The organism is Sphingomonas sp., assembly GCF_036731925.1.
Classification (GTDB): domain Bacteria; phylum Pseudomonadota; class Alphaproteobacteria; order Sphingomonadales; family Sphingomonadaceae; genus Sphingomonas.
The window spans coordinates 1,263,038-1,284,774 of the sequence record NZ_DAINDJ010000001.1 but is presented as its reverse complement, the minus strand read 5'-3'; the positions used below and the strand labels follow the sequence as shown (position 1 = coordinate 1,284,774).

At 67.9% G+C, this 21,737-nt stretch carries 21 protein-coding genes; 11 read left to right on the top strand and 10 right to left on the bottom strand.

What is annotated here, in order from left to right; all coding sequences use genetic code 11:
• Positions 1-55: 55 nt before the first annotated feature.
• From V7E00_RS06340 to pncB, 7 genes are all read left to right on the top strand, one after another.
• Complete coding sequence (locus V7E00_RS06340) at positions 56-1,234, top strand: dipeptidase (RefSeq protein ID WP_333571807.1); 1,179 nt, start codon at positions 56-58, stop codon at positions 1,232-1,234.
• A gap of 66 nt (positions 1,235-1,300) precedes the next feature.
• Complete coding sequence (locus V7E00_RS06335) at positions 1,301-1,753, top strand: MarR family winged helix-turn-helix transcriptional regulator (protein WP_333571806.1); 453 nt, start codon at positions 1,301-1,303, stop codon at positions 1,751-1,753.
• Positions 1,750-3,795, top strand: coding sequence for an FUSC family protein (locus tag V7E00_RS06330; RefSeq protein WP_333571805.1), 2,046 nt, complete (start codon positions 1,750-1,752; stop codon positions 3,793-3,795). Before V7E00_RS06335 ends, V7E00_RS06330 begins: the two co-directional genes overlap by 4 nt.
• Positions 3,792-4,007 carry a DUF1656 domain-containing protein gene (locus V7E00_RS06325; RefSeq protein WP_333571804.1) on the top strand — a complete coding sequence of 72 codons (216 nt, stop codon included), beginning with the start codon at positions 3,792-3,794 and terminating at the stop codon, positions 4,005-4,007. Before V7E00_RS06330 ends, V7E00_RS06325 begins: the two co-directional genes overlap by 4 nt.
• Positions 4,004-4,966 (top strand): HlyD family secretion protein, encoded by a 963-nt coding sequence (locus tag V7E00_RS06320; protein WP_333571803.1) that lies wholly within the window; start codon positions 4,004-4,006, stop codon positions 4,964-4,966. The genes V7E00_RS06325 and V7E00_RS06320 overlap by 4 nt, the downstream gene beginning before the upstream one ends.
• A 2-nt stretch (positions 4,967-4,968) precedes the next feature.
• Entirely contained in the window at positions 4,969-6,366 is a 1,398-nt protein-coding gene (locus V7E00_RS06315) for an efflux transporter outer membrane subunit (protein WP_333571802.1), read from the top strand.
• A 9-nt stretch (positions 6,367-6,375) separates the two neighbouring features.
• A complete protein-coding gene (pncB, locus tag V7E00_RS06310; RefSeq protein ID WP_333571801.1) occupies positions 6,376-7,680 on the top strand; it encodes a nicotinate phosphoribosyltransferase in 1,305 nt (434 codons plus the stop codon).
• On the opposite strand, the gene V7E00_RS06305 is transcribed toward pncB, so the two are convergent.
• Together V7E00_RS06305 and V7E00_RS06300 are read right to left on the bottom strand one after the other, a co-directional pair.
• Positions 7,677-8,720, bottom strand: coding sequence for a DUF2332 domain-containing protein (locus tag V7E00_RS06305; RefSeq protein WP_333571800.1), 1,044 nt, complete (start codon positions 8,718-8,720; stop codon positions 7,677-7,679). The two genes, pncB and V7E00_RS06305, sit on opposite strands and share 4 nt — an antisense overlap.
• Positions 8,721-8,826: 106 nt before the next feature.
• Positions 8,827-10,689: a HAMP domain-containing methyl-accepting chemotaxis protein gene (locus V7E00_RS06300; protein ID WP_333571799.1), complete on the bottom strand. Its 1,863-nt coding sequence runs from the start codon at positions 10,687-10,689 to the stop codon at positions 8,827-8,829.
• Here V7E00_RS06300 and V7E00_RS06295 point away from each other — a divergent pair.
• Entirely contained in the window at positions 10,680-10,877 is a 198-nt protein-coding gene (locus tag V7E00_RS06295) for a hypothetical protein (protein ID WP_333571798.1), read from the top strand. The two genes, V7E00_RS06300 and V7E00_RS06295, sit on opposite strands and share 10 nt — an antisense overlap.
• 321 nt (positions 10,878-11,198) lie before the next feature.
• Here the strand turns inward: V7E00_RS06295 and V7E00_RS06290 are convergent, their stop codons facing one another.
• On the bottom strand, positions 11,199-11,432 hold the full coding sequence (locus V7E00_RS06290) for a hypothetical protein (RefSeq protein WP_333571797.1): 234 nt from the start codon (positions 11,430-11,432) through the stop codon (positions 11,199-11,201).
• A 99-nt stretch (positions 11,433-11,531) separates the two neighbouring features.
• Here V7E00_RS06290 and V7E00_RS06285 point away from each other — a divergent pair, with 99 nt between their 5' ends.
• Positions 11,532-12,686 (top strand): aminotransferase, encoded by a 1,155-nt coding sequence (locus V7E00_RS06285; protein ID WP_333571796.1) that lies wholly within the window; start codon positions 11,532-11,534, stop codon positions 12,684-12,686.
• A 4-nt stretch (positions 12,687-12,690) separates the two neighbouring features.
• Here V7E00_RS06285 and mtnA read toward each other — a convergent pair whose 3' ends face one another.
• From mtnA to V7E00_RS06265, 4 genes are read right to left on the bottom strand one after another with little or no spacing between them, the layout of a single operon-like run.
• The gene (mtnA, locus tag V7E00_RS06280; protein ID WP_333571795.1) at positions 12,691-13,737 is read right to left on the bottom strand and encodes an S-methyl-5-thioribose-1-phosphate isomerase; all 1,047 of its coding nucleotides are present in this window, start codon (positions 13,735-13,737) and stop codon (positions 12,691-12,693) included.
• On the bottom strand, positions 13,734-14,366 hold the full coding sequence (gene mtnC, locus V7E00_RS06275; RefSeq protein WP_333571794.1) for an acireductone synthase: 633 nt from the start codon (positions 14,364-14,366) through the stop codon (positions 13,734-13,736). The genes mtnA and mtnC overlap by 4 nt, the downstream gene beginning before the upstream one ends.
• A 21-nt stretch (positions 14,367-14,387) precedes the next feature.
• A complete protein-coding gene (locus V7E00_RS06270) occupies positions 14,388-14,945 on the bottom strand; it encodes a 1,2-dihydroxy-3-keto-5-methylthiopentene dioxygenase (protein ID WP_443019146.1) in 558 nt (185 codons plus the stop codon).
• Complete coding sequence (locus V7E00_RS06265) at positions 14,933-15,559, bottom strand: methylthioribulose 1-phosphate dehydratase (RefSeq protein ID WP_333571792.1); 627 nt, start codon at positions 15,557-15,559, stop codon at positions 14,933-14,935. Before V7E00_RS06265 ends, V7E00_RS06270 begins: the two co-directional genes overlap by 13 nt.
• A 319-nt stretch (positions 15,560-15,878) precedes the next feature.
• Here V7E00_RS06265 and V7E00_RS06260 point away from each other — a divergent pair, with 319 nt between their 5' ends.
• Positions 15,879-16,541: a murein L,D-transpeptidase catalytic domain family protein gene (locus V7E00_RS06260; protein WP_333571791.1), complete on the top strand. Its 663-nt coding sequence runs from the start codon at positions 15,879-15,881 to the stop codon at positions 16,539-16,541.
• Positions 16,542-16,724: 183 nt separating this feature from the next.
• Positions 16,725-18,776, top strand: coding sequence for an NAD(+) synthase (locus tag V7E00_RS06255; protein ID WP_333571790.1), 2,052 nt, complete (start codon positions 16,725-16,727; stop codon positions 18,774-18,776).
• A 6-nt stretch (positions 18,777-18,782) separates the two neighbouring features.
• Here V7E00_RS06255 and V7E00_RS06250 read toward each other — a convergent pair whose 3' ends face one another.
• The 3 genes from V7E00_RS06250 to fdhD form a co-directional block, all read right to left on the bottom strand.
• Entirely contained in the window at positions 18,783-20,384 is a 1,602-nt protein-coding gene (locus tag V7E00_RS06250; protein WP_333571789.1) for a response regulator, read from the bottom strand.
• Positions 20,385-20,457: 73 nt separating this feature from the next.
• Positions 20,458-20,988, bottom strand: a complete 531-nt coding sequence (gene mobA, locus V7E00_RS06245; protein WP_333571788.1) for a molybdenum cofactor guanylyltransferase — start codon at positions 20,986-20,988, stop codon at positions 20,458-20,460.
• A complete protein-coding gene (gene fdhD, locus V7E00_RS06240) occupies positions 20,985-21,734 on the bottom strand; it encodes a formate dehydrogenase accessory sulfurtransferase FdhD (protein ID WP_333571787.1) in 750 nt (249 codons plus the stop codon). Before fdhD ends, mobA begins: the two co-directional genes overlap by 4 nt.
• Between the last annotated feature and the right edge of the window lie 3 nt (positions 21,735-21,737).

Genomic DNA, 21,737 nt, shown 5'->3' with positions numbered 1-21,737 from the left:
CCGCGGCGCAGGCAGACGACGCTGGGGGCACGCAACGCCTCCGGGAGCCTCGCCGATGAAGCCGATCCTCGCCCTGCCCCTGCTGCTCGCGATCGCGCCGGCCGAGGATGTCACGCCCGCCGATCGCCTTGCCCACGAACAGATGCTGGTGCTCGACACCCATCTCGATACGCCGGAATTGTTCGAGCATCCGGGCTGGGATTTCGCCCGCTGGCATGATCGCGCCTTCGATGGCAGCCAGGTCGATATCCCGCGCATGGAACAAGGCGGCCTGGATGGCGGGTTCTTCGTGATCTACACCCCGCAAGGGCCGCTGACGCCGGCGGGCTATGCCGCGGCCCGCAACGCCGCGCTCACCCGTGCCACCTGGATCCAGCGCGTCGTCGCCGCGCATCCGGACAGGCTGGAACTGGCCACCACCGCCAACGATGCCCGCCGCATCGCCGCCAGCGGCAAGCGGATCGTCTTCCAGAGCATCGAGAACAGCTATCCGCTGGGCGAGGATCTGAGCCTGCTCGCCCATTTCCACGATCTTGGCGTGCGGCTCGCCGGCCCGGTACACTTCCGCAACAACCAGTTCGCCGACAGCGCCACGGACACGCCGCGCTGGCACGGCTTCAGTCCGCTCGGCAGGCAATGGGTGGCGGAGATGAACCGGCTTGGCATGGTGATCGACGTCAGCCATGCCTCCGACGACGTGTTCGATCAGGCGCTGGCGCTCTCGAAAACGCCCATTCTCGCATCGCATTCCGGCCCGAAGGCGATCTTCGATCATCCGCGCAACCTCGACGATGCGCGGATGCGCAAATTGGCGGCTGCCGGCGGCGTATTGCAAATCAACAGCGTGTATCTCGCGCCTTCGGTTTCAATTCCGGGGGGCGAGGCACTGGGCGAGCGGCAGCGGCGCTGGTGGGTGCTGCCGCCAGCCGAGCAACGACGACTGATCGCCGACATTGCAGCACTCGGCCCCCACGAGGGTACCGCCGACTTCGAGCTGTTCCTGCGCAGTCTGCTGCACGCCATTCGCGTGATGGGCGTCGACCACGTCGGCATCGGCGCCGACTGGGACGGCGGCGGCGGCGTGCGCGGCATGGAGGACATCACCGCCCTGCCCCGCATCACCGCCCGCCTGCGCCGCGAAGGCTTCAGCGACGCCGATATCGAGAAGATCTGGAGCGGGAACGCCTTGCGCGTGCTCAAGGCGGCGGAAGACTGGGCAGCAGCACATCGCTGATAAAAACCGCCCTGCCGTAGCGGAAGGGGCTTGATCGAATTAGTTAGCGTCCTAACTAAGCGCCCCATGGCCGATCGGCATTCCCTGGAACGCGCGCTTGCGACGCGGATGAACCCTGCGTCGCGTGCGTGGCAGCGGCTGGCCGACGCCACGCTCGCCTCGCTGGACATCTCCAACTCGACCGGATGGGCGCTGGTCTACCTCCAGCGTCTCGGCGAGAAGACGCGCCAGGCCGATCTCGCCCGGGCGATTGGCGTGACCGAGGCATCGCTGGTTCGCACTCTGCATGCACTGGAGGATGCCGGGCTGGTGCAGCGCGTTGTTGATGAGAATGATCGGCGCGCGAACCGGCTGCGGCTCACCAATTCCGGTGTTTCGCTGGCGTTACGGATCGACACGCGTCTTGCTACGTTGCGCAGCGAGTTGCTCGATGGGGTGAGCGACGCCGCGCTGGAGACGACCTTGCAGGTACTGGAGCATCTGGCAGCGCGCCTCGCCGAACGGCGGCCCCAGTCATGAAGGATCGCTGGGGCATCGACGCCGCCGTCTTCTCGCTGAAATCCTATGCGGCGGGCATGCTCGCCATCTATCTCGCGCTGTCGATCGGGCTGGACCGGCCCTACTGGGCGTTCCTCACCGCCTATATCGTCGCCCAGCCGCTGGCGGGCGCGGTCTTCTCCAAGGCGCTGTTCCGCGTGATCGGGACCGTCGTCGGCGCCGCCGCTGCCGTGGCGATGGTGCCGCCGCTGATCAACACGCCGGAGCTGCTGGTGCTCGCCATTTCGGGCTGGCTGGCGCTGTGCGTATTCGTTTCGCTGCTCGATCGCACGCCCCGCTCCTACATGTTCGTGCTGGCCGGCTACAGTGCCGTGCTGATCGTGCTGCCGAGCGTGGATGCGCCGGGCTCGATCTTCACCGTGGCGAGCCTGCGCGTGCAGGAAATCACGCTCGGCATCCTGTGCGGCAGCCTGATGCACGGGGTCGTCCTGCCCCGCTCGGTGGCAGCCTTTCTGCTCACCCGCGTGTCGACGATCCTGAAGGATGCGGAGCGCTGGTCGCACGACTCCCTGGCGCTGGAGCCGGTGCCGGGCGTTGACGCCGAACGCCGGCGGCTGGCTGCCGACATTACCGAGCTGCACCAGCTTTCCATCCACCTTCCCTACGAGACCGCACGCACCACCCCGCGCGTCCGCACTGTCCGCGCCCTGCAGGACCAGCTTTCGCTGCTCATGCCGCTGGGTGCCGCCGTGGACGATCGCACCGTCGGGCTGCAGGCGCATGGCGGCCTTCCGCCCGAGGTAGCAACGCTGCTCGCCGACGCCCAGGCGTGGCTCAAGACGCTGGACGGTGACCGCGACGTGCGCACGGCGCAGGCCGCGGCACTGGAGGCGCGTTGCGCCGCGTTGGAGCCCGATGTGCACGCGGGCAGTTCGTGGCACGACTTGCTGCTGCTCAGCCTGCTCTCGCGGCTCGCGGCCCTGATCGCCGCGCACCGCGACTGCCGGGATCTTGCCGAACAGCTCGCCACGCTGGATCGCCGGCCGGTCAGCCCGCGCGTTGCGGAACTGCTCGAAGGGCGCCGCGGCCGCGAACTCCATATCGACTGGGTGGGCGCGGCGCGCGGAGCGATCGGCGCCTTCCTCACGCTCGCAGTCGGCTCGGCGATCTGGATCGCGAGCGGTTGGGCCGACGGCTCGACGGCGGTGATGCTTGCGGGCGTGTTCCTCGCGCTGTTCGCCGCAGCACCCGATCCGCTGCTGCCGCTGCGCTCCTTCTTCTGGGGCACGCTGGTCGCGACGATCCTGGGCGCGATCTACGGCTATGCGATCATGCCGCGGCTCGACGGGTTCGGGCAGTTGGCCGCGGCGATGGCGCCGCCGCTGCTGATCCTCGGCGCGATGATGCACTCGCCGAAATGGATGGGGCTGGCGCTGCCGACCCTGCTCGGCCTCGGCAGCCCGCTGCTGATTTCCGCCCGCTACACCAGCGCCTTTGCCAGCTTCGTCAACGGCGCGATCGCCCAGCTGATGGGGGTCGCCTTCGCGATCCTGATGGCGCGGCTGCTGCAATCGGCGGGTATCGAACAGGCGATCCGGCGGACCGTCCGCGCGGGCTGGGCCGACATCGCCGAGAGGAGCAACCTGATGACCCCGCCCGACGTGCGCGGCTGGATCAACCGCATGCTGGACCGGATCGCGCTGCTGGCGCCGCGGCTGGCGCTGGCCGGTCGCGCACCGGGCAAGCCGCTCTACGATGCGCTCCGCGACCTGCGCACCGGCGTCGCGATCGGCGAATTGCGCGCGCTGCGCCTCGAGCTGCCGCCGGAGCGTGCCGCCCCGCTCACCGACGTGCTGCGCGACGTGGGGGACTATTACCGCCGGCTCGAGCCGGACGCCGAGAAGCCGGAGGATCCCGCTTTGCTTGCGCATATCGACCAGGCCCTGCACGCCATCGCGCGGGACGACGACGCGGCCGTCCGCCGCACCGGCGCGCTCGGCTTGCTGGGGTTGCGCCGCAACCTCTTCCCCAACGCCGATCCCGAGCCGGAGGCCGTGCTGTGACCGGCGAGATCGCCATCGACGGCGTCTATGTGCCGACAATGCTGCTGCTGGGCGTCATCGCCATGCTGCTGACGATCGCGCTCGCGCGGCTGCTCAACGCCTTCGGCCTGTATCGCTTCGTCGCCTATCGCGCGCTGGTCGATCTGTGCCTGTTCATCCTCCTGCTCGGCCTGCTCGCCTGGGCCACCCCCTCGATCGGATTCCACCCATGAAACGCTACCTCCCCGCCCTTGGCCGCAGCGCCGCGACAATCCTGATCGTCGTCGTCGCCGCTTTCGTCGCGCTGTGGCTGTGGCAGCATTATGCGCGCAGCCCGTGGACGCGGGACGGCCGTGTCCGGGCGGACGTGGTGCGGGTGACGCCGGATATCGGCGGCCTGGTCACCGCCGTGGCAGTGCACGACAACCAGCAGGTCAAGGCGGGCGACCTGCTCTTCGTGATCGACCAGCCGCGCTATTCGCTGGCGCTCGCCCAGGCCCGGGCGAGCGTGGCAAGTGCCCGTGCAACGCTGACCCAGGCGCAGCGGGAGGCGCGGCGCGACCTTGCGCTCGGCAACCTCGTCGCCGCGGAGACACACGAACAGAATGTGGCGCGTGTCGCGACTGCCCAGGCGGCGCTCGCCCAGGCGCTCACCTCGGTGCAGAGTGCCGAGCTGAACGTGTCGCGCACCCAGGTGAAGGCGTCCGTCAACGGCACGGTGACCAACCTCGATCTGCATCCGGGCGACTATGTCGCGGCGGGCCAGCAGGCGATGGCGTTGGTGGATGCGGACAGCATCCGCGTCGAAGGCTATTTCGAGGAAACCAAGCTTCCCAGCATCCGGATCGGCGCGCCGGTGACGGTGGAACTGATGGGAGAGCCGCGGATGCTCCACGGCGTCGTCGAGAGCATCGCGGCAGGCATCAACGACACCACGCGCAGCAACGCGGGCAACCTGCTGCCGAATGTCGATCCGACCTTCACCTGGGTACGGCTCGCCCAGCGCATCCCGGTGCGGGTGAAGCTGACCCGCGTGCCGCCCGACGTGCGCCTGATCGCCGGGCGCACCGCAACGGTGACGGTGCAGCCGAACGCGGCGGCGCAGCCCGCCGCCGGTCCCGCAACAAGGCCGACGCCGACGCAGACGCCCACCCCGGTGCCGGCACCGTCCGCTTCCGCCAGGGCGCGCTGACCATGCGCCGGATCCCGCTCCTCGCCGCGCTCGCGCTCATCGCCGGCTGCACCCGCGCCGGCCCCGACTATCACCCGCCCGTCAGCGGCCCGGCCAACGCACCATCGGCGACCGGCAACTTCCTGTCGGCGCAGAACCCCGGCTTCTCCGATGATCCGCTACCGGATCATTGGTGGCGCCTCTATGCCGATCCGCGGCTCGACACGCTGGTAGAGCAGGCGCTTGCCGCCAATGCCGACCTTCGCGTGGCCGATGCCAATCTTCGCCGCGCCGAGGCCGTGGTCCGCCAGGCCGAGGCTTCGCGCCAGCTGACGACCGATCTGTCCGGCGGCGGCACCCTCGCGCGCCCCGCAGGCACCGGCGCCGCCCTGCCCGGCACGCTCGGCTACAATCTCGGCATCGCTGTCGGCTATCCGCTCGACGTACGCGGCAAGATCGCCCGCGCCATCGAAGCCAGCCTCGCGGATCGCGATGCCGTGGCCGCCGCGCGGGATGCGGTTCGCATCAGCGTCGCCGCGGCCACCGCGCGGGCCTTTGCGGATGTGTGCGCGGCCAATTTCCGCCTCGCAGCCACCCAGCGGATCGTGGCGCTCCAGCGCCAGACCTTCGGCGCAACCCAGCGGCTGCAACGCGCCGGACGCGGCACCGCCTTCGACGTGACCCGCGCCCAGGCGGCGGTGCAGACGAGCGAGGCGAACCTGCCCGTCTTCGCAGCGCAGCGCCGGGCCGGGCTCTACACGCTCGCGGCACTGCTCGGCCGCCCCGCCGCGGACTATCCGCGCGAAATCGAAAGCTGCGCGGCACTGCCCAGCCTGCCTCGGCCGATGCCGGTAGGCGACGGCGCCGCGCTGATCCGCCGCCGGCCGGACATCCGCCAGGCGGAGCGCATCATCGCGGGCGACACCGCCCGCATCGGCGTCGCCACGGCGGATCTCTATCCGCAAATCAGCCTGGGCGGCTCGACCGGACTCAGCGGTGCGCTCGACAAGCTCGGCAGCCCGCGCTCGTTCGGCTTCAGCCTTGGCCCACTGATCAGCTGGAGCTTCCCCAACCGCCCCGCCGTCCGCGCCCGGATCGATGCCGCCGGCGCACAGGTCGACGCCGATATTGCGCGGTTCGATTCGACCGTGCTCGTCGCGCTGCGCGACACGGAGACCGCGCTCGAAACCTATGCCCGGGACCGCGACCAGGCCGAGGCGCTCCGCCAGGCGCGGGACAGCGCGGCGACAGCGGCGGACCAGGCGGGCCGGCTGTTCCGCTTCGGGCGCAGCGATTTTCTGGCGCTACTCCAGGCGCAGAGCAGCCTCGCCCAGGCGGAGGCGAGCTATGCCACCGCCCAGGCCCGGCTGCCCGACGACCAGATCGCGATCTTTCTCGCCCTTGGTGGCGGCTGGGAATAAGGGAGGATCATGACCTTCACCGACATTGCGAGCCGGACCTACAACCATAATTTCCGGCTCGACCCGATCGTCCGGAGCCTGCTGGATACCGATTTCTACAAGCTGCTGATGCTGCAGATGATCCGGCGGTTGCACGGCGAGACGCAGGTCACCTTCTCGCTGATCAACCGGACCAAGTCGGTGCGGCTGGCGGACGTGATCGACGAGAGCGAGCTGCGCGCCCAGCTCGATCACGCGCGCTCGCTGCGCTTCGCCAAGAAGGAGCTGATCTGGCTTGCCGGCAACAGCTTCTACGGCAAGACCCAGATGTTCGCGCCGGACTTCATCACATGGCTCGCCGATTTCCAGCTTCCGCCCTATGAACTGGAGCGCCGCGACGGCCAGTTCGTGCTGCACTTCCATGGCCCCTGGACCCACACGACGATGTGGGAGATCCCGGCGCTCACCATCGTCAACGAGCTCCGTTCGCGCGCCGCCATGCGCGGGCGCGACCGCTTTGCGCTCGACGTGCTCTATGCCCGCGCCAAGGCCAAGCTGTGGGACAAGGTGGAGCGGCTGCGGGGGCTGCCCGATCTGGTGCTTTCGGATTTCGGAACGCGCCGGCGCCACGGCTTCCTTTGGCAGCGCTGGTGCGTCGAGGCGCTGAAGGAAGGTCTCGGCCATCGCTTCATCGGCACCTCGAACGTGCTGCTCGCGATGGACGCCGATCTGGAAGCCATCGGCACCAATGCGCACGAACTGCCGATGGTCGAAGCCGCGCTGTCGCCCGATGACGCCAGCCTCGCCGACGCGCCCTATCGCGTGCTCGAACAGTGGCGCGCCCATTATGGCGGCAACCTGCTGATCGCGCTGCCCGATGCGTTCGGCACCACCTCATTCCTCGCGCACGCGCCGGACTGGGTAGGCGACTGGACCGGCTTCCGCCCGGACAGCGCGCCGCCCATCCCCGGCGGCGAGCAGATCATCCGATGGTGGCAGGAGCACGGCCGCGATCCGCGCGAGAAGTTGCTGATCTTCTCCGACGGCATGGACGTCGAATCAATCGAGGCAACCTATCGCCACTTCAACGGCCGCGTGCGGATGAGCTTCGGCTGGGGCACCAACCTGACGAACGATTTCCGCGGCTGCGATCCGGACGGCGAAGCCGGGCTGGAGCCGATCTCGCTGGTCTGCAAGGTGGTAGCGGCGAACGCCCGGCCGGCGGTCAAGCTCTCGGACAACCCGGCCAAGGCCACCGGCGAACCGGCCGAAATCGAGCGCTATCTCCGCGTGTTCGGCAGCGCCGGGCGCAGCGAACAGGCGGTACAGGTCTAGCCCAGCCAGTCCACCGAATTGCCATAGGGGTGGCACGTCGCGAGCACGCGGCGCTCCTCCCCGCCGGGGAACCAGCTGAGCGACAACCGCACCTCGCTGCGCGTTTCGGTCCATTCGAACCCGACCCAGGCAAGCGGCCGCTCCGGCGTGGCGTACTGGCCGGCGTCGTGGATCATGGCCACCACCGCGGCGCGGTCCCGCGGCGGCAGATATTGCAGCACCATCGAGTGCATCACGACCCGGCAGACGCCTGCCGCCTGCGGTTCGGCGAGTTGGCGCGCAAGCCATTCGGAGGCGTCGCCCTTCTCGATCTCGGGCGGGTGGCGTCGCGCCATGCCGAGCGCCTCTTCCAGGCGATGCAGCCGCAGCGGCTGGTCGGCGAAGATATAGGCCATCAGCCGCTCGCAGGTCGCCGGGTCGGCAGCACTGAGCGGGTTCAGGTCCACACCGCGTGCGGACACCACTTCCAGCGGGGCCGGTTGCGGCGCCGGGCCGCGCCAGTCGGGCGCGACCTGCACCGGCGAATGGCGGTCTCCCGCGAGCACGCCACCTAGGTCGAAGCCGTAGCGGCCAAGATTGAGGTTGAGCCCGCAGCTGGAGCCGATCTCCAGCAGCTCGAACGGCAGGCCGAAGCGACGGCGCACCTGCATGAGCGCCGCGACGATCGCGCCCGAGCGGCCCACTTCGTTGGTCTGCGGCGTGCGGCGAAGAAAGCCCGCGATCAGATCGTCCTCGGCGGCCAGCGCATCGCCGATCGCGCCGTCGAAATCGTCATGCTCGTGGCGATAGAGCGCGGCCAGCGCCGGCGGATTGCCGCGGCGGGCAAGAAAGTGCAGCGCGGCGTTGAAGCGCATCGCCAGCGCCGCCGAAGCGGGATCCCCCTCCCAGTGCGTGATCACTGCCTGGCTGTGTGGACCGCGGCCCAGCTGGCGCAGCCCGGCGGCGAGCACCGCGCCGATGAAGGGCGATCCGAGGTCGATGGCGACCCGCGCCATGCGCGAGATCTCCGCAATACCCGTCCGGGGAGCGATCATGTTCATTACCATTTTCCCGGGCAGAAACCGCCGCGTCGGATCTTTTCGCCGGGGGCCGTTCGATTCGCAATCGGATCGAACGGCCACACCGGGGTATCAGGCACTTCTGGGATCAGAAGCTCTGCCAGTCGTCGTCGGCGGCACCGTTGCTGCGCACCAGCGCGGAGACCGCGGCGGCCGGGAGCGGCTTCACGCTGCCGCCGTTGAACCGGGAGGGCGCCACGCGCGAGGTCGCCATCGGCATGCCGCCGCCGCTGCCGACGTTGAAGCGGCTGGCCTGCTCCGAAAGGACGCTGACTTCGCTCGCCAGGTTGCGGGCCGCAGCCGAAGTCTCTTCGACCATCGCGGCATTCTGCTGGGTGGACTGATCCATCGAACCCAGCGCAGCGCTGATCTCGGTGACGGCGCTGGACTGGGCATTGTTGTCCGACGCCATGTTGCCGAGCAGTTGGTGCACTTCGCCCACGCCGCTGGAGATGTCGGCCAGCGCACCGTCGACACGCTGCACGGCCTGCACGGCGGTGACGATGTCGCTCTGCGTCGCGGTCAGCTGGTCGCGGGCACGGCCGGCTTCCTCTTCGGCGCGCATCGCGAGCGCCGAGACGAGGTCGGCGACGACCGCGAAGCCGCGGCCCGCTTCACCCGCTCGGCCGGCTTCGACCGCCGCATTCATCGCGAGAACGCGGGTCTGGAACGCGATCTTGTCGAGGCCCTCGATGACGCTGTCGATGCCCTTGGCGCTGTCCGACACGCGGGTCATCGCCTGCACTGCCTCGTCGGCGGTGCTGCGGCCGTTGTCGACCGTTGCCATCGTACCGTCGGCGCGCTCCACGGTGCGGCCGGCAGCGGCGGCGGTGGCCTTCAGGCGCTGGTCCATCTGGGTGACGGCGGCGGCCGTTTCTTCCAGGCTGGCGGCATTGGCTTCGGTGCGGCGGGCGAGGTCTTCGCTTGCCTGGGCGATCTCGTTCGAGCCGGTGCGGATCGATGCGGTCGCCTCGATCACCGACGCGATCAGCTCGCGCAGGCTGGTGAGCGCCCCGTTAAAGTTGGTCTTCACGGTGCTGTATTCGCCCGGGAATTCCGCGGTGATCTGCGCCGTCAGATTGCCCTGCGCCAGTTCGGCGAGGTGCGAGGACACGGTCTCGACGACCATCTTCTGCGTCGCCTCTGCCTTGGCGCTGGCGGCGTCCGACGCTTCCTTGGCGAGCGCTGCGTCACGGAACACCAGCACGGCGCGGGCCATGTCGCCCAGTTCGTCGCCCCGCGTCGTCGCCGGCACTTCGACATGGTTCCGGCCAGCGGCCAGATCGGCCATCGTGCGGGTCAGCTGGCTGATCGGACGCGCGATGATGCTGCTGAGCGTGACGGCGAGGCCGATGGCGATGCCGATCAGCGCGATCGCGCCGATGATCAGCACGGTGGTCGCCGTGCCGATGGCGCCTTCCTGGCGCGCGGAATTCTTCTCGATCGCTTCGGCCTGCGCGTCCTTGATCGAGCGCAGCGGCAGCACCGCGGCGGAGACCAGCACTGCCTTGCCCGCGCCGCGAACCTGCGCCTGCGCTTCCTCGCGCTTGCCGGCCTTCACTTCCGCGATGAGGCGGTCGCCCCACTTCTCGCGCCAGGAAAGGGTCTCGGTGCGCGACTTGCGCAGCGCTTCCAGCAGCGCCGGATCGGTCAGCAGCTTCTCGAGTTCGGCCGAGGTCTCGTCATATTCGGTGCGACCCTCGTCATACGACTTCAGGTAGGTCGGATCCGCAGTGACAAGGAACCCGCGCAACTGGCTGTTCTGGCGCAACAGCGCCGTTTCCAGCGTCAGCGTCTTCGAGTGGATCTGCTGGCTGAGGTTGTTCTTGTCGGTAACCGAACGGATCATCGAGATGTTCATGAAGAACACGATCATCACGATCGCCGCCGATGCGCAGATCAGCAGGAACGACAGTGCGAGCTTCCTCGGAATTTTCATCGATGCAATCATTGCTGGTCTTTCCGATACCTTTTGGCGCGCCCGAACGTGCTGGTGTCGATCGCGGCCTGCGCTGGGGCCGAATCGATCGCCGAAGTGAAGAGAAGGGAGTGGATCACGCGCGTTCCGGCGCTGTTGTCCGGCGCAGTTCCGACGAGGAAAGCGCCGCCGAACTGCTGGCAATGGCTAGAAACCGATGACGCATGCGTGTTCCCAATCCCGTTCCCGGTCTGTGGTTTATCGCATTATAGGAACGATCTCTTACCGATCGGTCACCGGCGCAGAAACAATCCCCGTACAAACGCGTGACGCGCGAGGGGAAGCGCCAGCTTCAACATGCCGGCACCTGCATCCATTGATGTCGGCATGGGATAGACCTTCGCAACACGTCGGTGACTGCGGGATTATACGTAGCGCAGACGTTTGCGCGCGCGGCCGCACCGCGCTTCTATCGCGCGAGGCCGAACAGTCAGCGCGGCCGCGGACCCTGCCGCGCCGCGCTGCTGCAAAGGATCAACCTGTTACTTGCGGTCCTTACGGCCGCCCTTCCAATAGAGCAGCCCGGCGACGATCGCGGCAGAGCCGATCCCGATCGCGGCGCCCATGCCGATCTGGCGTGTGCTGGGCACGCGGCGCTTGGCGGCTTCCGCCATTTCCTTGGCGACGGCGAGTGCCTCCCCTTCCCCGGCGTGCGGCGCTTCAGCGATGGGATAGGGCGACTGCGATTCGGCGGGCACGGGCGGTTTCTTGCTCATCATCTTCCTTCGACACACGCGGTCATCAACCGCCTTCTTCATGCGGCGGTTCCCCCCCGGCTTGCAAGGCGCAACCGCACTCCGCCATAGCGCTGTGCGATGAACCCGATCTATTCCTCGATGGGCACCACCATCTTCGAAGCCATGTCCGCCCGCGCCCGGGCAAACGGCGCAATCAACCTGGGCCAGGGCTTTGCCGATGGCCGCGGACCGGAGGCGGTGCTCGCGGCGGCGGCGAACGCGGTCCTGCACAAGTCCAATCAATATCCGCCGATGGCGGGACTGCCGGAGCTTCGCCAAGCAGTGGCCGATCATTACGCCCGGCACCAAGGGCTGAACCTGGCTGAAGAGGAAGTAATCGTTACCTCGGGCGCGACCGAAGCACTCGCGGCCACGCTGCTGGCCCTGATCGAGCCCGGCGACGAGGTGCTGTGCTTCCAGCCCCTCTACGACGCCTATGTACCGCTGATCCGCCGCGCCGGCGGCGTGCCGCGCTTCGTGCGGCTCAGCCCGCCCGAATGGCGGATCGAGCAGGCGGCGCTGGAAGCGGCGGTGACGCCCAAGACGCGGCTTATCCTGCTCAACAACCCCTTGAACCCCGCCGCCACGATGACGAGCGCGGAGGATCTCGCGATGCTCGCCGATTTCTGCGTCGCGCACGACCTGATCGCGATCTGCGACGAGGTGTGGGAGCATGTCACCTTCGACGGCGCACGCCATCTGCCGCTGATCGGCTTCCCCGGCATGCGCGATCGCACCGTCAAGATCGGGAGCGCCGGCAAGATTTTCGCGCTTACCGGGTTCAAGGTCGGCTGGATGTGCGCCGCCCCCGCGCTCGCGCGCGGACTTGCCAAGGCGCACCAGTTCCTCACCTTCACCACGCCGCCCAACCTCCAATGGGCAGTGGCCGAAGGTCTGGCGACGCAGGACGCCTGGGTGCAGGACGCCCGCCACCGCTTCCAGGCGGGGCGGGATCGCCTGTCGGCCGGGCTACAGGCGGCAGGTCTCGCGGTGTTGCCGAGCGCTGCGACCTACTTCCTCTCGGTCGATCTCGCCGCTTCAGGGATCGCGATGGACGACGTCACCTTCAGCGAACGGCTGGTCGCGGAGGCAAAGGTGGCAACGATCCCTGTCTGCGCCTTCTACGCCGAGGATGCCGTGACCAACGTCGTGCGCTTCTGCTTCGTCAAGGAAGACGCGGTGCTCGACGAGGCGATTGCCCGCATCACCGCCTGGCGGGACGCGCTCGCCTGACCGTTCAGATGGTGTCCAGCACACCCCGTTCGGTGATGTAGCCGGTCACCAGCCGGGCGGGGGTGACATCGAACGCAGGGTTGAGCGCCGGGGAATCGGTGATGCGGACGGTCGCGATGCGGCCGCTCTCGTCCGGCCCGGTCAGCCGGGTGACTTCCTGCGCGGAACGCGCCTCGATCGGAATGTCGGCGCCGCGCGCCGTTGCGGGGTCGAAGGTCGTGTAGGGCAGTGCCACATAGAAGGGAACGCCATTGTCGTGCGCTGCCAGCGCCTTCAGATAGGTGCCGATCTTGTTGCAGACATCGCCATTGGCGGTCACTCGATCGGTCCCGACGATTACTGCGTCCACCTGCCCCTGCATCATCAGCAGTCCGCCCGCGTTGTCGGCGATCACGGTGTGTGGAACGCCGTGATTGCGCAGTTCGAATGCCGTGAGCAGCGCGCCCTGGTTGCGCGGGCGTGTCTCGTCGACCCAGACATGGATCGGAATGCCCGCATCGTGGGCGAGATAGATCGGCGCGGTGGCGGTTCCATAGTCCACCGTCGCCAGCCAGCCCGCGTTGCAATGGGTGAGGATGTTGAGCGGCCGGCCCGGATTTCGCGCGTGCAGGTCACGCAGCAGCGCCAGCCCGTGCTCGCCGATCGACCGGCACAGCGCCGCATCCTCGTCGCAGATCGCATCGGCACGGGCAAAGGCTGCGGCAGCACGCCCCACCTCCGGCAGATCCTGCACGGCGGCACGAACCTGATCCAGCGCCCAGCGCAGGTTGATCGCGGTGGGCCGGGTCTCCACGAGTGTCGCATAGGCAGCATCGAGCGCCGCATCAGACTCATCCACCGCCAGTGCCATGGCAAGCCCATAGGCTGCCGTCGCGCCGATCATCGGCGCGCCGCGCGTCCACATCTCGCGGATGGCAACCGCGGCGGCTTGCAGGTCGCGTAGTTCAACCCAGCGGATCTCCCACGGCAATTGCCGCTGGTCGAGAATACGGATCCCCCGCCCGTCGGCAGTGCGGCCGATCGACCGGGTGGGCTTGCCTTCCAGGATCATAGGCGAATCTCCGCGAGCGAGTGAATATCGGCAGGTCCGCCGTTGCGATCGATCAGCAAGGCGCCCAGGCCTGCCATACGCGCCGCATCCACCTCTGCCTGAACGTCCGACACAAACAGAATTTCCTTTGGATCGAAGCCTATTGCAGCCGAAATCTTCGCGTAGCTCTCAACTTCCCGCTTCGCACCCGTCGTCGTGTCGAAATAGCCGGAGAGCAGGGACGTCAGGTCCCCGGCCACCGAGTGGCTGAAGATCAGCTTCTGCGCCGCGACGGAGCCCGAGGAGTAGATGTAAATCGCCACGCCTGCCGTGTACCAGCGGTGCAGCGCCTCGGGCGTGTCCGGGTAGACATGGCCCTGCAGCGTGCCGTCCGCATAGCCCTGCTCCCAGATCAGCCCCTGCAGCGTCTTGAGCGGGGTGGCCTTGCGATCCTCGGCCATCCAGTCGAGCAGCGTGGCAACCTTGTTCTCGCCCGGCACGTCGGCCAGGATCGGAGCCACCGCTTCCGAGTTTGCAGTAACATAGCGCTCCAAATGCTTGGCAGCATATGGGAAAAGCACATCCGCCACGAAGGCGATGCTGCTCGTGGTCCCCTCGATGTCGAGCAGGACGGCCTTGGGCTGGGTCATGATATCTCTCGGTACGCCGCGTCAGGCGGAAACGGGCTCGTGGCGCGGGAAGCGGTCTGCGATAGCGTCGCCGGTGAACTGGGCGATCCAGCCATCGGGGTTGGTGAACAGCCGAATTGCGGTGAAGCGGGGGCTCGGCCCCATATCAAACCAGTGCGGCGTTCCGGCGGGCACCGAGATCAAGTCACCCGCATTGCAAAGAACCGCATAGACGCGATCCTTCAGATGCAGTGTGAAGAGCCCCTCCCCCTCGACGAAGAAGCGCACCTCATCCTCGGCATGGCGATGTTCGGACAGGAACTTGGTCCGCAGCGCGTCCTTCTCGGGATGATCGGGCTGCATCCGGATCACGTCGACCGAGCCATAGCCCTGCTCGGCCTTCAGCCGCGCGACTTCCGGCGCGAAGGCGGCGAGCACTGCGTCCTGATCGGCATCAGCAGCGATCGCGCGCGATGGCCAGCGCTCGAAGCGCACACCGCGCATCGCCAGTTCCTCAGCCATCGTGATCGGATCGCTGGTATCGAGCAGCGGAGTCGTGCCGCTCTCGGCATAGATGCGAAGTCGGCTCATCGTGCCCATGCCTGCCTGAAGCCGGCCTCGGCGAGCTCGGCGGCAATCATCCATTCGGTCGCTTCCAGCACGCGCTCGGCCTCGTCCACATCCTTGCCCCAAGCGTAGAGCCCGTGGCTGCGGATCAGATACGCTGGAATCGCTCCGGGCGCCAGCAGCGCCGGGCGGACCTCGGCTTCGATGACCGTCATATCCTGGCTGTTGCCGACGATCGGCAGCCGAACTTCGGCTTCATGCGTAGCGTGGCCGGGATAGGCCTTGAGCATCTCGTGGCCGGACAGCGTCCAGGCGGCAGCATTGGTCGCGCGGCTGAGACCCACGGCCTGCGGCGAATGGCCGTGGAGGACGGCGCCGGCCTCCGGGAACAGGCGATAGATCGCCAGATGCAGGTCGGTCTCCGCCGAGGGCTTGCCTGCGGTGAGCGGGCGCCCGTCCAGCGCCACGCGCATGATGCCGTCGCCGGTCAGCCGCCCCTTGTGACGGCCTGAGACGGTCAGCGCGACGCTGCCGTCGTCCAGCCGTGCCGAATAATTGCCGGACGTCGCAGGAGCCCAGCCGCGTGCGTCGAGCCGTCTTCCGACCTCGATCAACGCCGTGACGGCCTGTTCATAGGACATGGTCATGGTCGCGCCTCTAGCGCTTCGCACCCGGCGCGCGACACCATTTTTTCGGTCTGGCGAACCAGCAGAGGACGCAGGCTGCAGGGCCGGCGATTCGCCAATCGTGAAGAAACCCCGTCCCGAAACGATATGACAGCTCGGTGAACCGGGCAGCAGCTGCGCCGAAACGCGCCAAATATGGCCAGAAGCAGGACCATCGTTAACGCTGCTTCTGCTATACGGTTTCCGGGCAATGACAGAAATTTGCGGGCGCAGAACAAAGATCATGGATTCGAACGCTTCGGTACAATCGCGTCGAGCTTTGCTTAAATCGGCGCTGGTAATGGCAAGCGGCGCAGCGGTTTCGGCCTGCGCCTCGCGCACGATCGGAACCACGCTGGCAGCAGCGCCGCCGCCGCCGCGCATCCAGCCGGCGCCGATCGCCTCGCTCAACCCGGCCCCGAAGGTCGCCGCGCAGGCGCGGATCATGCCGGCAGGCGTACGGCCCGAGCTGTTCAAGCGCGCGACTGCGGCGCTGGATCGCCACTCCATGCATGTCGACACGCACGACCGGATCGCCATCGCGGACTTCTCGCTCCCCTCGTCGCAGCCGCGCTTTTTCCTGGTCAACATGGGCACGGGCGAAGTCGAGCCGCTGCTCGTCGCGCATGGCATTGGGTCCGATCCGGGCCACACCGGCGTGCTCCAGCGCTTCTCGAACCAGATCAATTCGGAAGCGACCTGCGAGGGCGCGTTCCTCACCGCCGATTATTATGTCGGCAAGCATGGGGACTCGCAGCGCCTGATCGGGCTGGATCCCACCAACAACAACGCCCTTGCCCGCGCCATCGTCGTCCACTCGGCGTGGTACGCAAACCCGGACATGATTTCGAAGCACGGCAAGCTCGGCCGCAGCCAGGGCTGCTTCGCGGTCGGCGAGCGGCAGCTGGCCAAGGTATTCGATCGCCTCGGCCCCGGCCGCCTGATCTACGCGACCAAGGCGTAAGAAACACTGAGCCCCTCCCCATCGGGGAGGGGCTTGGGGTGGGGCTGTGTCTCGCCGAGACCAATTCCTTCTGGAATCCCTCCGCTCTCAACCCTCCTCCCCAGAGGGGCTTAAATACCTTCCCCCGGATACATCCCGCCCTCGCGGGGTTGGCAGGCCATGGTCCCCGACATAGGAACAGGCATGGCCGATCCGCACCCGTTCTTCGCCCTTCACCGCCATGGCATGATCCGGGCGGGCGTCTGCACCCCCGTCGGCACCGTTGCCGATCCCGCGGCCAACGCCCGCGCGACGATTGCGCTGGCACGGCAGGGCGATGCCGCCGGCGCGGACATCCTCGTCTTCCCCGAACTCAACGTCACCAGCTACGCGATCGACGACCTGCACCTGCAGGATACGATCCTCGCTTCCACGCTTGCGGGCATCGCCGCCATCGCCGAGGCGAGCCGCGATCTGAAGCCGGTGCTGCTGGTCGGCGCCGCGCTGCAACGGAACGGACGGCTGTACAACTGCGCCGTCGCCATTGCGCGCGGGCGCATCCTGGGTGTGGTGCCGAAAACCTATCTGCCCAACTACCGCGAATATTATGAGAAACGCTGGTTCGCCTCTGGCTCCGGGCTGCGCGACCTCAGCATCACGGTTGCCGGCCAGACCGTGCCCTTCGGCCCGGACCTGCTGTTCGCCGCCGAGGACCTGGCGGACTTCGTCTTCCATATCGAGATCTGCGAGGATTACTGGGCACCGCAGCCGCCCTCCACCGAAGGCGCGATGGCCGGCGCGCTGGTGCTGTGCAACCTGTCCGCCTCGAACATCGTGATCGGCAAGGGCCGCGAGCGCGAGCTGCTGTGCGCGTCGCAGAGTTCGCGGACGATTTCCGCCTATCTCTATTCCGCTTCCGGGCCCGGGGAGAGCACGACCGACCTGGCGTGGGACGGCCAGGGGCTGATCTATGAGTTCGGCGAGAAGCTCGCCGCATCGCAGCGCTTCGAACTCGCCGACGCGATCACCTATGCCGATCTCGACTTGGAGCGACTGCGGCTCGAGCGAATGCGCGACGGCACGTTCAACGACAATGCCCGCAACGCCGGCGTGCCGGAGACGCGGTTCCGCCGCATCGCCTTTGCCCATCAGCCGGATTTCGCGGATCGCGGGCTGCTCCGGCCGACCCGCCGCTTTCCCTTCGTGCCCAACACGCCGGCGGCGCTGGAGGAGGATTGCTACGAGGCGTTCAACATCCAGGTGGAAGGGCTGCGCCAGCGGCTCGCGTCCACCAGGAGCAAGTCGCTGATCATCGGGATCTCGGGCGGGCTCGATTCCACCCACGCGCTGATCGTCGCCGCCAAGGCGATGGACAGGCTCGGGCGGCCGCGCACCGACATTCTCGGCTACACCATGCCCGGCTTCGCGACGAGCGAGGGCACCAAGTCCAATGCCTGGGCACTGATGCGCGCGATCGGGATTACCGCGGCGGAAATCGACATCCGCCCCGCCGCGCGGCAGATGCTGGCCGATCTCGGCCACCCGTTCGCACAGGGCGAACCGGTCTATGACGTCACCTTCGAGAACGTCCAGGCGGGCCTGCGCACCGACTATCTGTTCCGCCTCGCCAACCGCAACAGCGGCTTCGTGCTCGGCACCGGCGACCTTTCCGAGCTCGCGCTGGGCTGGTCGACCTATGGCGTGGGCGACCAGATGAGCCATTACGGCGTCAATGCCGGCGTGCCGAAGACGCTGATCCAGTATCTGATCCGCTGGAGCGTCGAGAGCGGGCAGTTCGACGGCGAGGCCGCCACCGTGCTGCTCTCGATCCTCGATACCGAGATCTCCCCCGAACTCGTCCCGGCGGGAGACGATGGGAAGATGCAGAGCACCCAGGACCGGATCGGGCCCTATGAGCTTCACGACTTCTTCCTGCACCACATCGCCCGCTTCGGGCTGAAGCCGTCGAAGGTGGCGTTCCTCACCTGGCACGCCTGGAAGGATGCCGAGGCAGGGCTGTGGCCGATCGGTTTCCCAGCCGAAGGTCGCAACCAGTATGACCTCGCCACCATCGCCAAGTGGCTGGAAACCTTCCTGTTCCGGTTCTTCCAGATCAGCCAGTTCAAGCGATCCGCGCTACCCAACGGACCGAAGGTTTCCAGCGCCGCGGCGCTCAGCCCGCGCGGGGATTGGCGCGCGCCGTCGGACAGCGTGGCGACGGCCTGGATCGAGGAACTGCGCGCCGCCCTGCCCTGATCGCGTTCAGCGGCGGGCGACCTCGCGGATCCTGCGCAGCAGTTCCTGCGATTCGAACGGCTTGCGCAGCACGGTCACGTTGGGCGTGGCCATTGCGTCGAGCTTGTTCGAATCCGCAAAGCCGGTGATCAGGATCACCGGCAGCTGCGGGTCCGTGGCAGCGACCTGGGCAGCCACCTCGCTGCCGCTCAGCTCGGGCATCGCGAAATCGACCACCAGCGCGTCGAAGCGCCGGGTCTGCACCAGCGCGACGCCGGCGCTCCCATCGGCAGCTTCCTCGACCACAGCGCCCGCGGTTCGCAGCATTTCCGCCAGCGATGCGCGGACGTGCGGATCATCGTCCACCAGCGCGATCGTCTTGCCGGCCAGGCTTACGCGTTCGTCGCGGGCGGCATCGTCCTGCACGTCGCGGCGCGGCTCCATCGTCGCCAGCGGCAGCAGCAAGGTGATCGCGGTGCCCTCTCCCGGTGCGCTATCGATCAGCAGGGTACCGCCCGACTGGCGCAGGACGCCGAATGCCATGGAAAGCCCCATGCCGGTGCCCCGGCCGACGCCTTTCGTGGAGAAGAAGGGCTCCACTGCGCGCGCAGCCACCTCGGGCGGCATGCCCAGGCCGGTATCGGCGACCCGCAGCGCCACATAGTCGCCCGTCGGAAGGTCCGGTGCGACCTTGCCGCTGCGCAGCTCGGCCGAAATCGTCAGCACGCCGCCTTCCGGCATCGCGTCGCGCGCGTTGAAGGCGAGGTTCAGCACCGCCAGCTCGAGCTGCAAGGCATCGGTCTGGACGTTCCACACCGGATCGATCCGCTCGATGCGGACCCGGCTGAGCGGCGCCACCGCCCGTTCGACCAGTCCTGCCATGCCGTCGATCAGTTCCGCCAGCCGCACGGACTTCACATCGAGGCGCTGCTTGCTGGAAAAGGCGAGCAGCTGGCCGGTCAGCTGGCGGCCGCGTTCCACCGCATCCAGCGCACTGGACGTCCAGCGGATTACGCGGTCTGCGTCGTCCGGCTTTCGGGCAATCAGCTCCAGATTGCCCGCGATCGCCTGCAGCAGATTGTTGAAGTCGTGCGCAATGCCGCCCGTAAGCTGGCCCACGGCCTCCAGCTTCTGCGCCTGCAGCAGCGCCGCTTCGACGGTCTCGCGCTGGGCAACCTCTGTCTTCAGCTCGGCCAACGCTGCGTCCCGCTCCGCGACCATGGCGGCGAGCTCGCCATTGGCTTCTTTGAGCTTTTCCGAGGAGGGAATGCGCACCAGGACCGGGAGCAGCGGCCAGAGCAGCGCCGCCGTCGTCACCGACGCGGCGGCCGTGGCCAGCTTGATCACCGCCTCGAGGCCGTAGAGCGGGTAAAACAGGGTCACCACACCCATCACATGCGTCATTCCGCACGCGAGGATGAACAGCGCGAAGCACCAGAACACCCAGCCGAAGGCGAGGTCCCTGCGGCTGCGCACGAGCGCCACAAGCGCGACCGGGATGGAGAAGTACGAAAGCGCTATCAGCGTGTCGGCGACGATATGGGTCCACAGCAACTGCGGCTGCCACAGGAGGCAATAGCCGTGCGGCGAGTAATTGCCGCTCCAGAAGGCTGCAAACAGGCTTTCCATCCATCCCCCTGCCGCCGGCCCGTGACCGACAGAAAATTGCGAACCGAATAGCGCATGCGAATACCAAGCGGAACTAAGGAAAAAACCCGGTAAGGCCCGAAAGATCGTCCGGGGAGTTGATGTTCGCGATGGGCGGCGCCCAATCGATTGCGACCGCGCCGGCATGCGCCGCCCACGCCTTCATCGAGGCGCGTTCCCCCGCTGCCAGATAGGTGTCGCACATCGGTGCGAGCGCCGCTTTCCAGATGCCGAGCACGGGAAGCTGCGCGACGAAGCAAGACCCCTCGCTCGCCGCCAGCAGCGCCAGCAGTGGCTGCGGCAGCACGGGGGTATCACAGGGAGCAAGCAGCACCCGCGCCGCCCCCCGCCCCGCCGCCGCATGCAAGGCGGCGTTGAGCCCGCCGAGCGGCCCCAGCCCACCCGTCGGCCGATCCGGCACGCCGCCCACGCCCGCACGTCCGCACAGGATCAAACCGTCGCAATGGGGGGCGAGCTGTGCCGCGACATGGTCGATTAGCGCCCGGCCGTCGAGGCGGGCGAGCGCCTTGTCCGATCCGAAGCGACGGGCCTCGCCGCCGGCCAGAATGGCGCCCAGCGGCTTCATGCTACCAGCTGCAGCAAGGCGTCCGGCCGCACCAGCGCGGCGAGCCGCAGCCCGGCCCCGCGGGCACGCTCCGCAGCTAGCGCCGTCGGTGCCGAGATCGCGGCGAGCAGCGGACAATCGGCCAGCACCGCCTTCTCAACCAGTTCGAACGAACAGCGCGCGCTGATCAATGCAAAGCCGCCGTCCCATTCCAGCCGCTGCCGCGCCATCGCGCCCACCAGCTTGTCGAAAGCATTGTGGCGGCCGACATCCTCGCGGACCATGCGGATGTCGCCTTCCGCCGAGCAGAGCGCCGCCGCATGCGCTGCGCCCGTCGCGCGGTTGAGCGGCTGGTGATCACGGAGCGCACCGGCAGCCCGGAAGATCGCCGCAGGGGTCGCGCTACTGGCCGCTTGCACGGTCGGCAGCGGTCGCAAGGCCGCTTCCAGATTGTCGATACCGCACAGGCCGCAGCTCGAATCGGTCGTCCGGTGGCGTACGCGCTCGATCACCGTTGCCGGATCGGCCAGGGTGACGCGCAGCACCACTCCGCCTTCGGCCTGGTGACTATCCACCTCCACCGCCGCGCCCAGCCGCTCCGCCGCTACGAAGCCGGTTGCGAAATCCTCCAGATCGCTGGGAGTCGCCATCATCACGGCATAGCCCAGGCCGTTGATTTCGATCGCGACCGGCACTTCCGCGATCAGGCTGCGTTGGAGCCGGGTCTCCGACCCGTCGGGGGCCACGCGATCGAACCACATATCCATGGG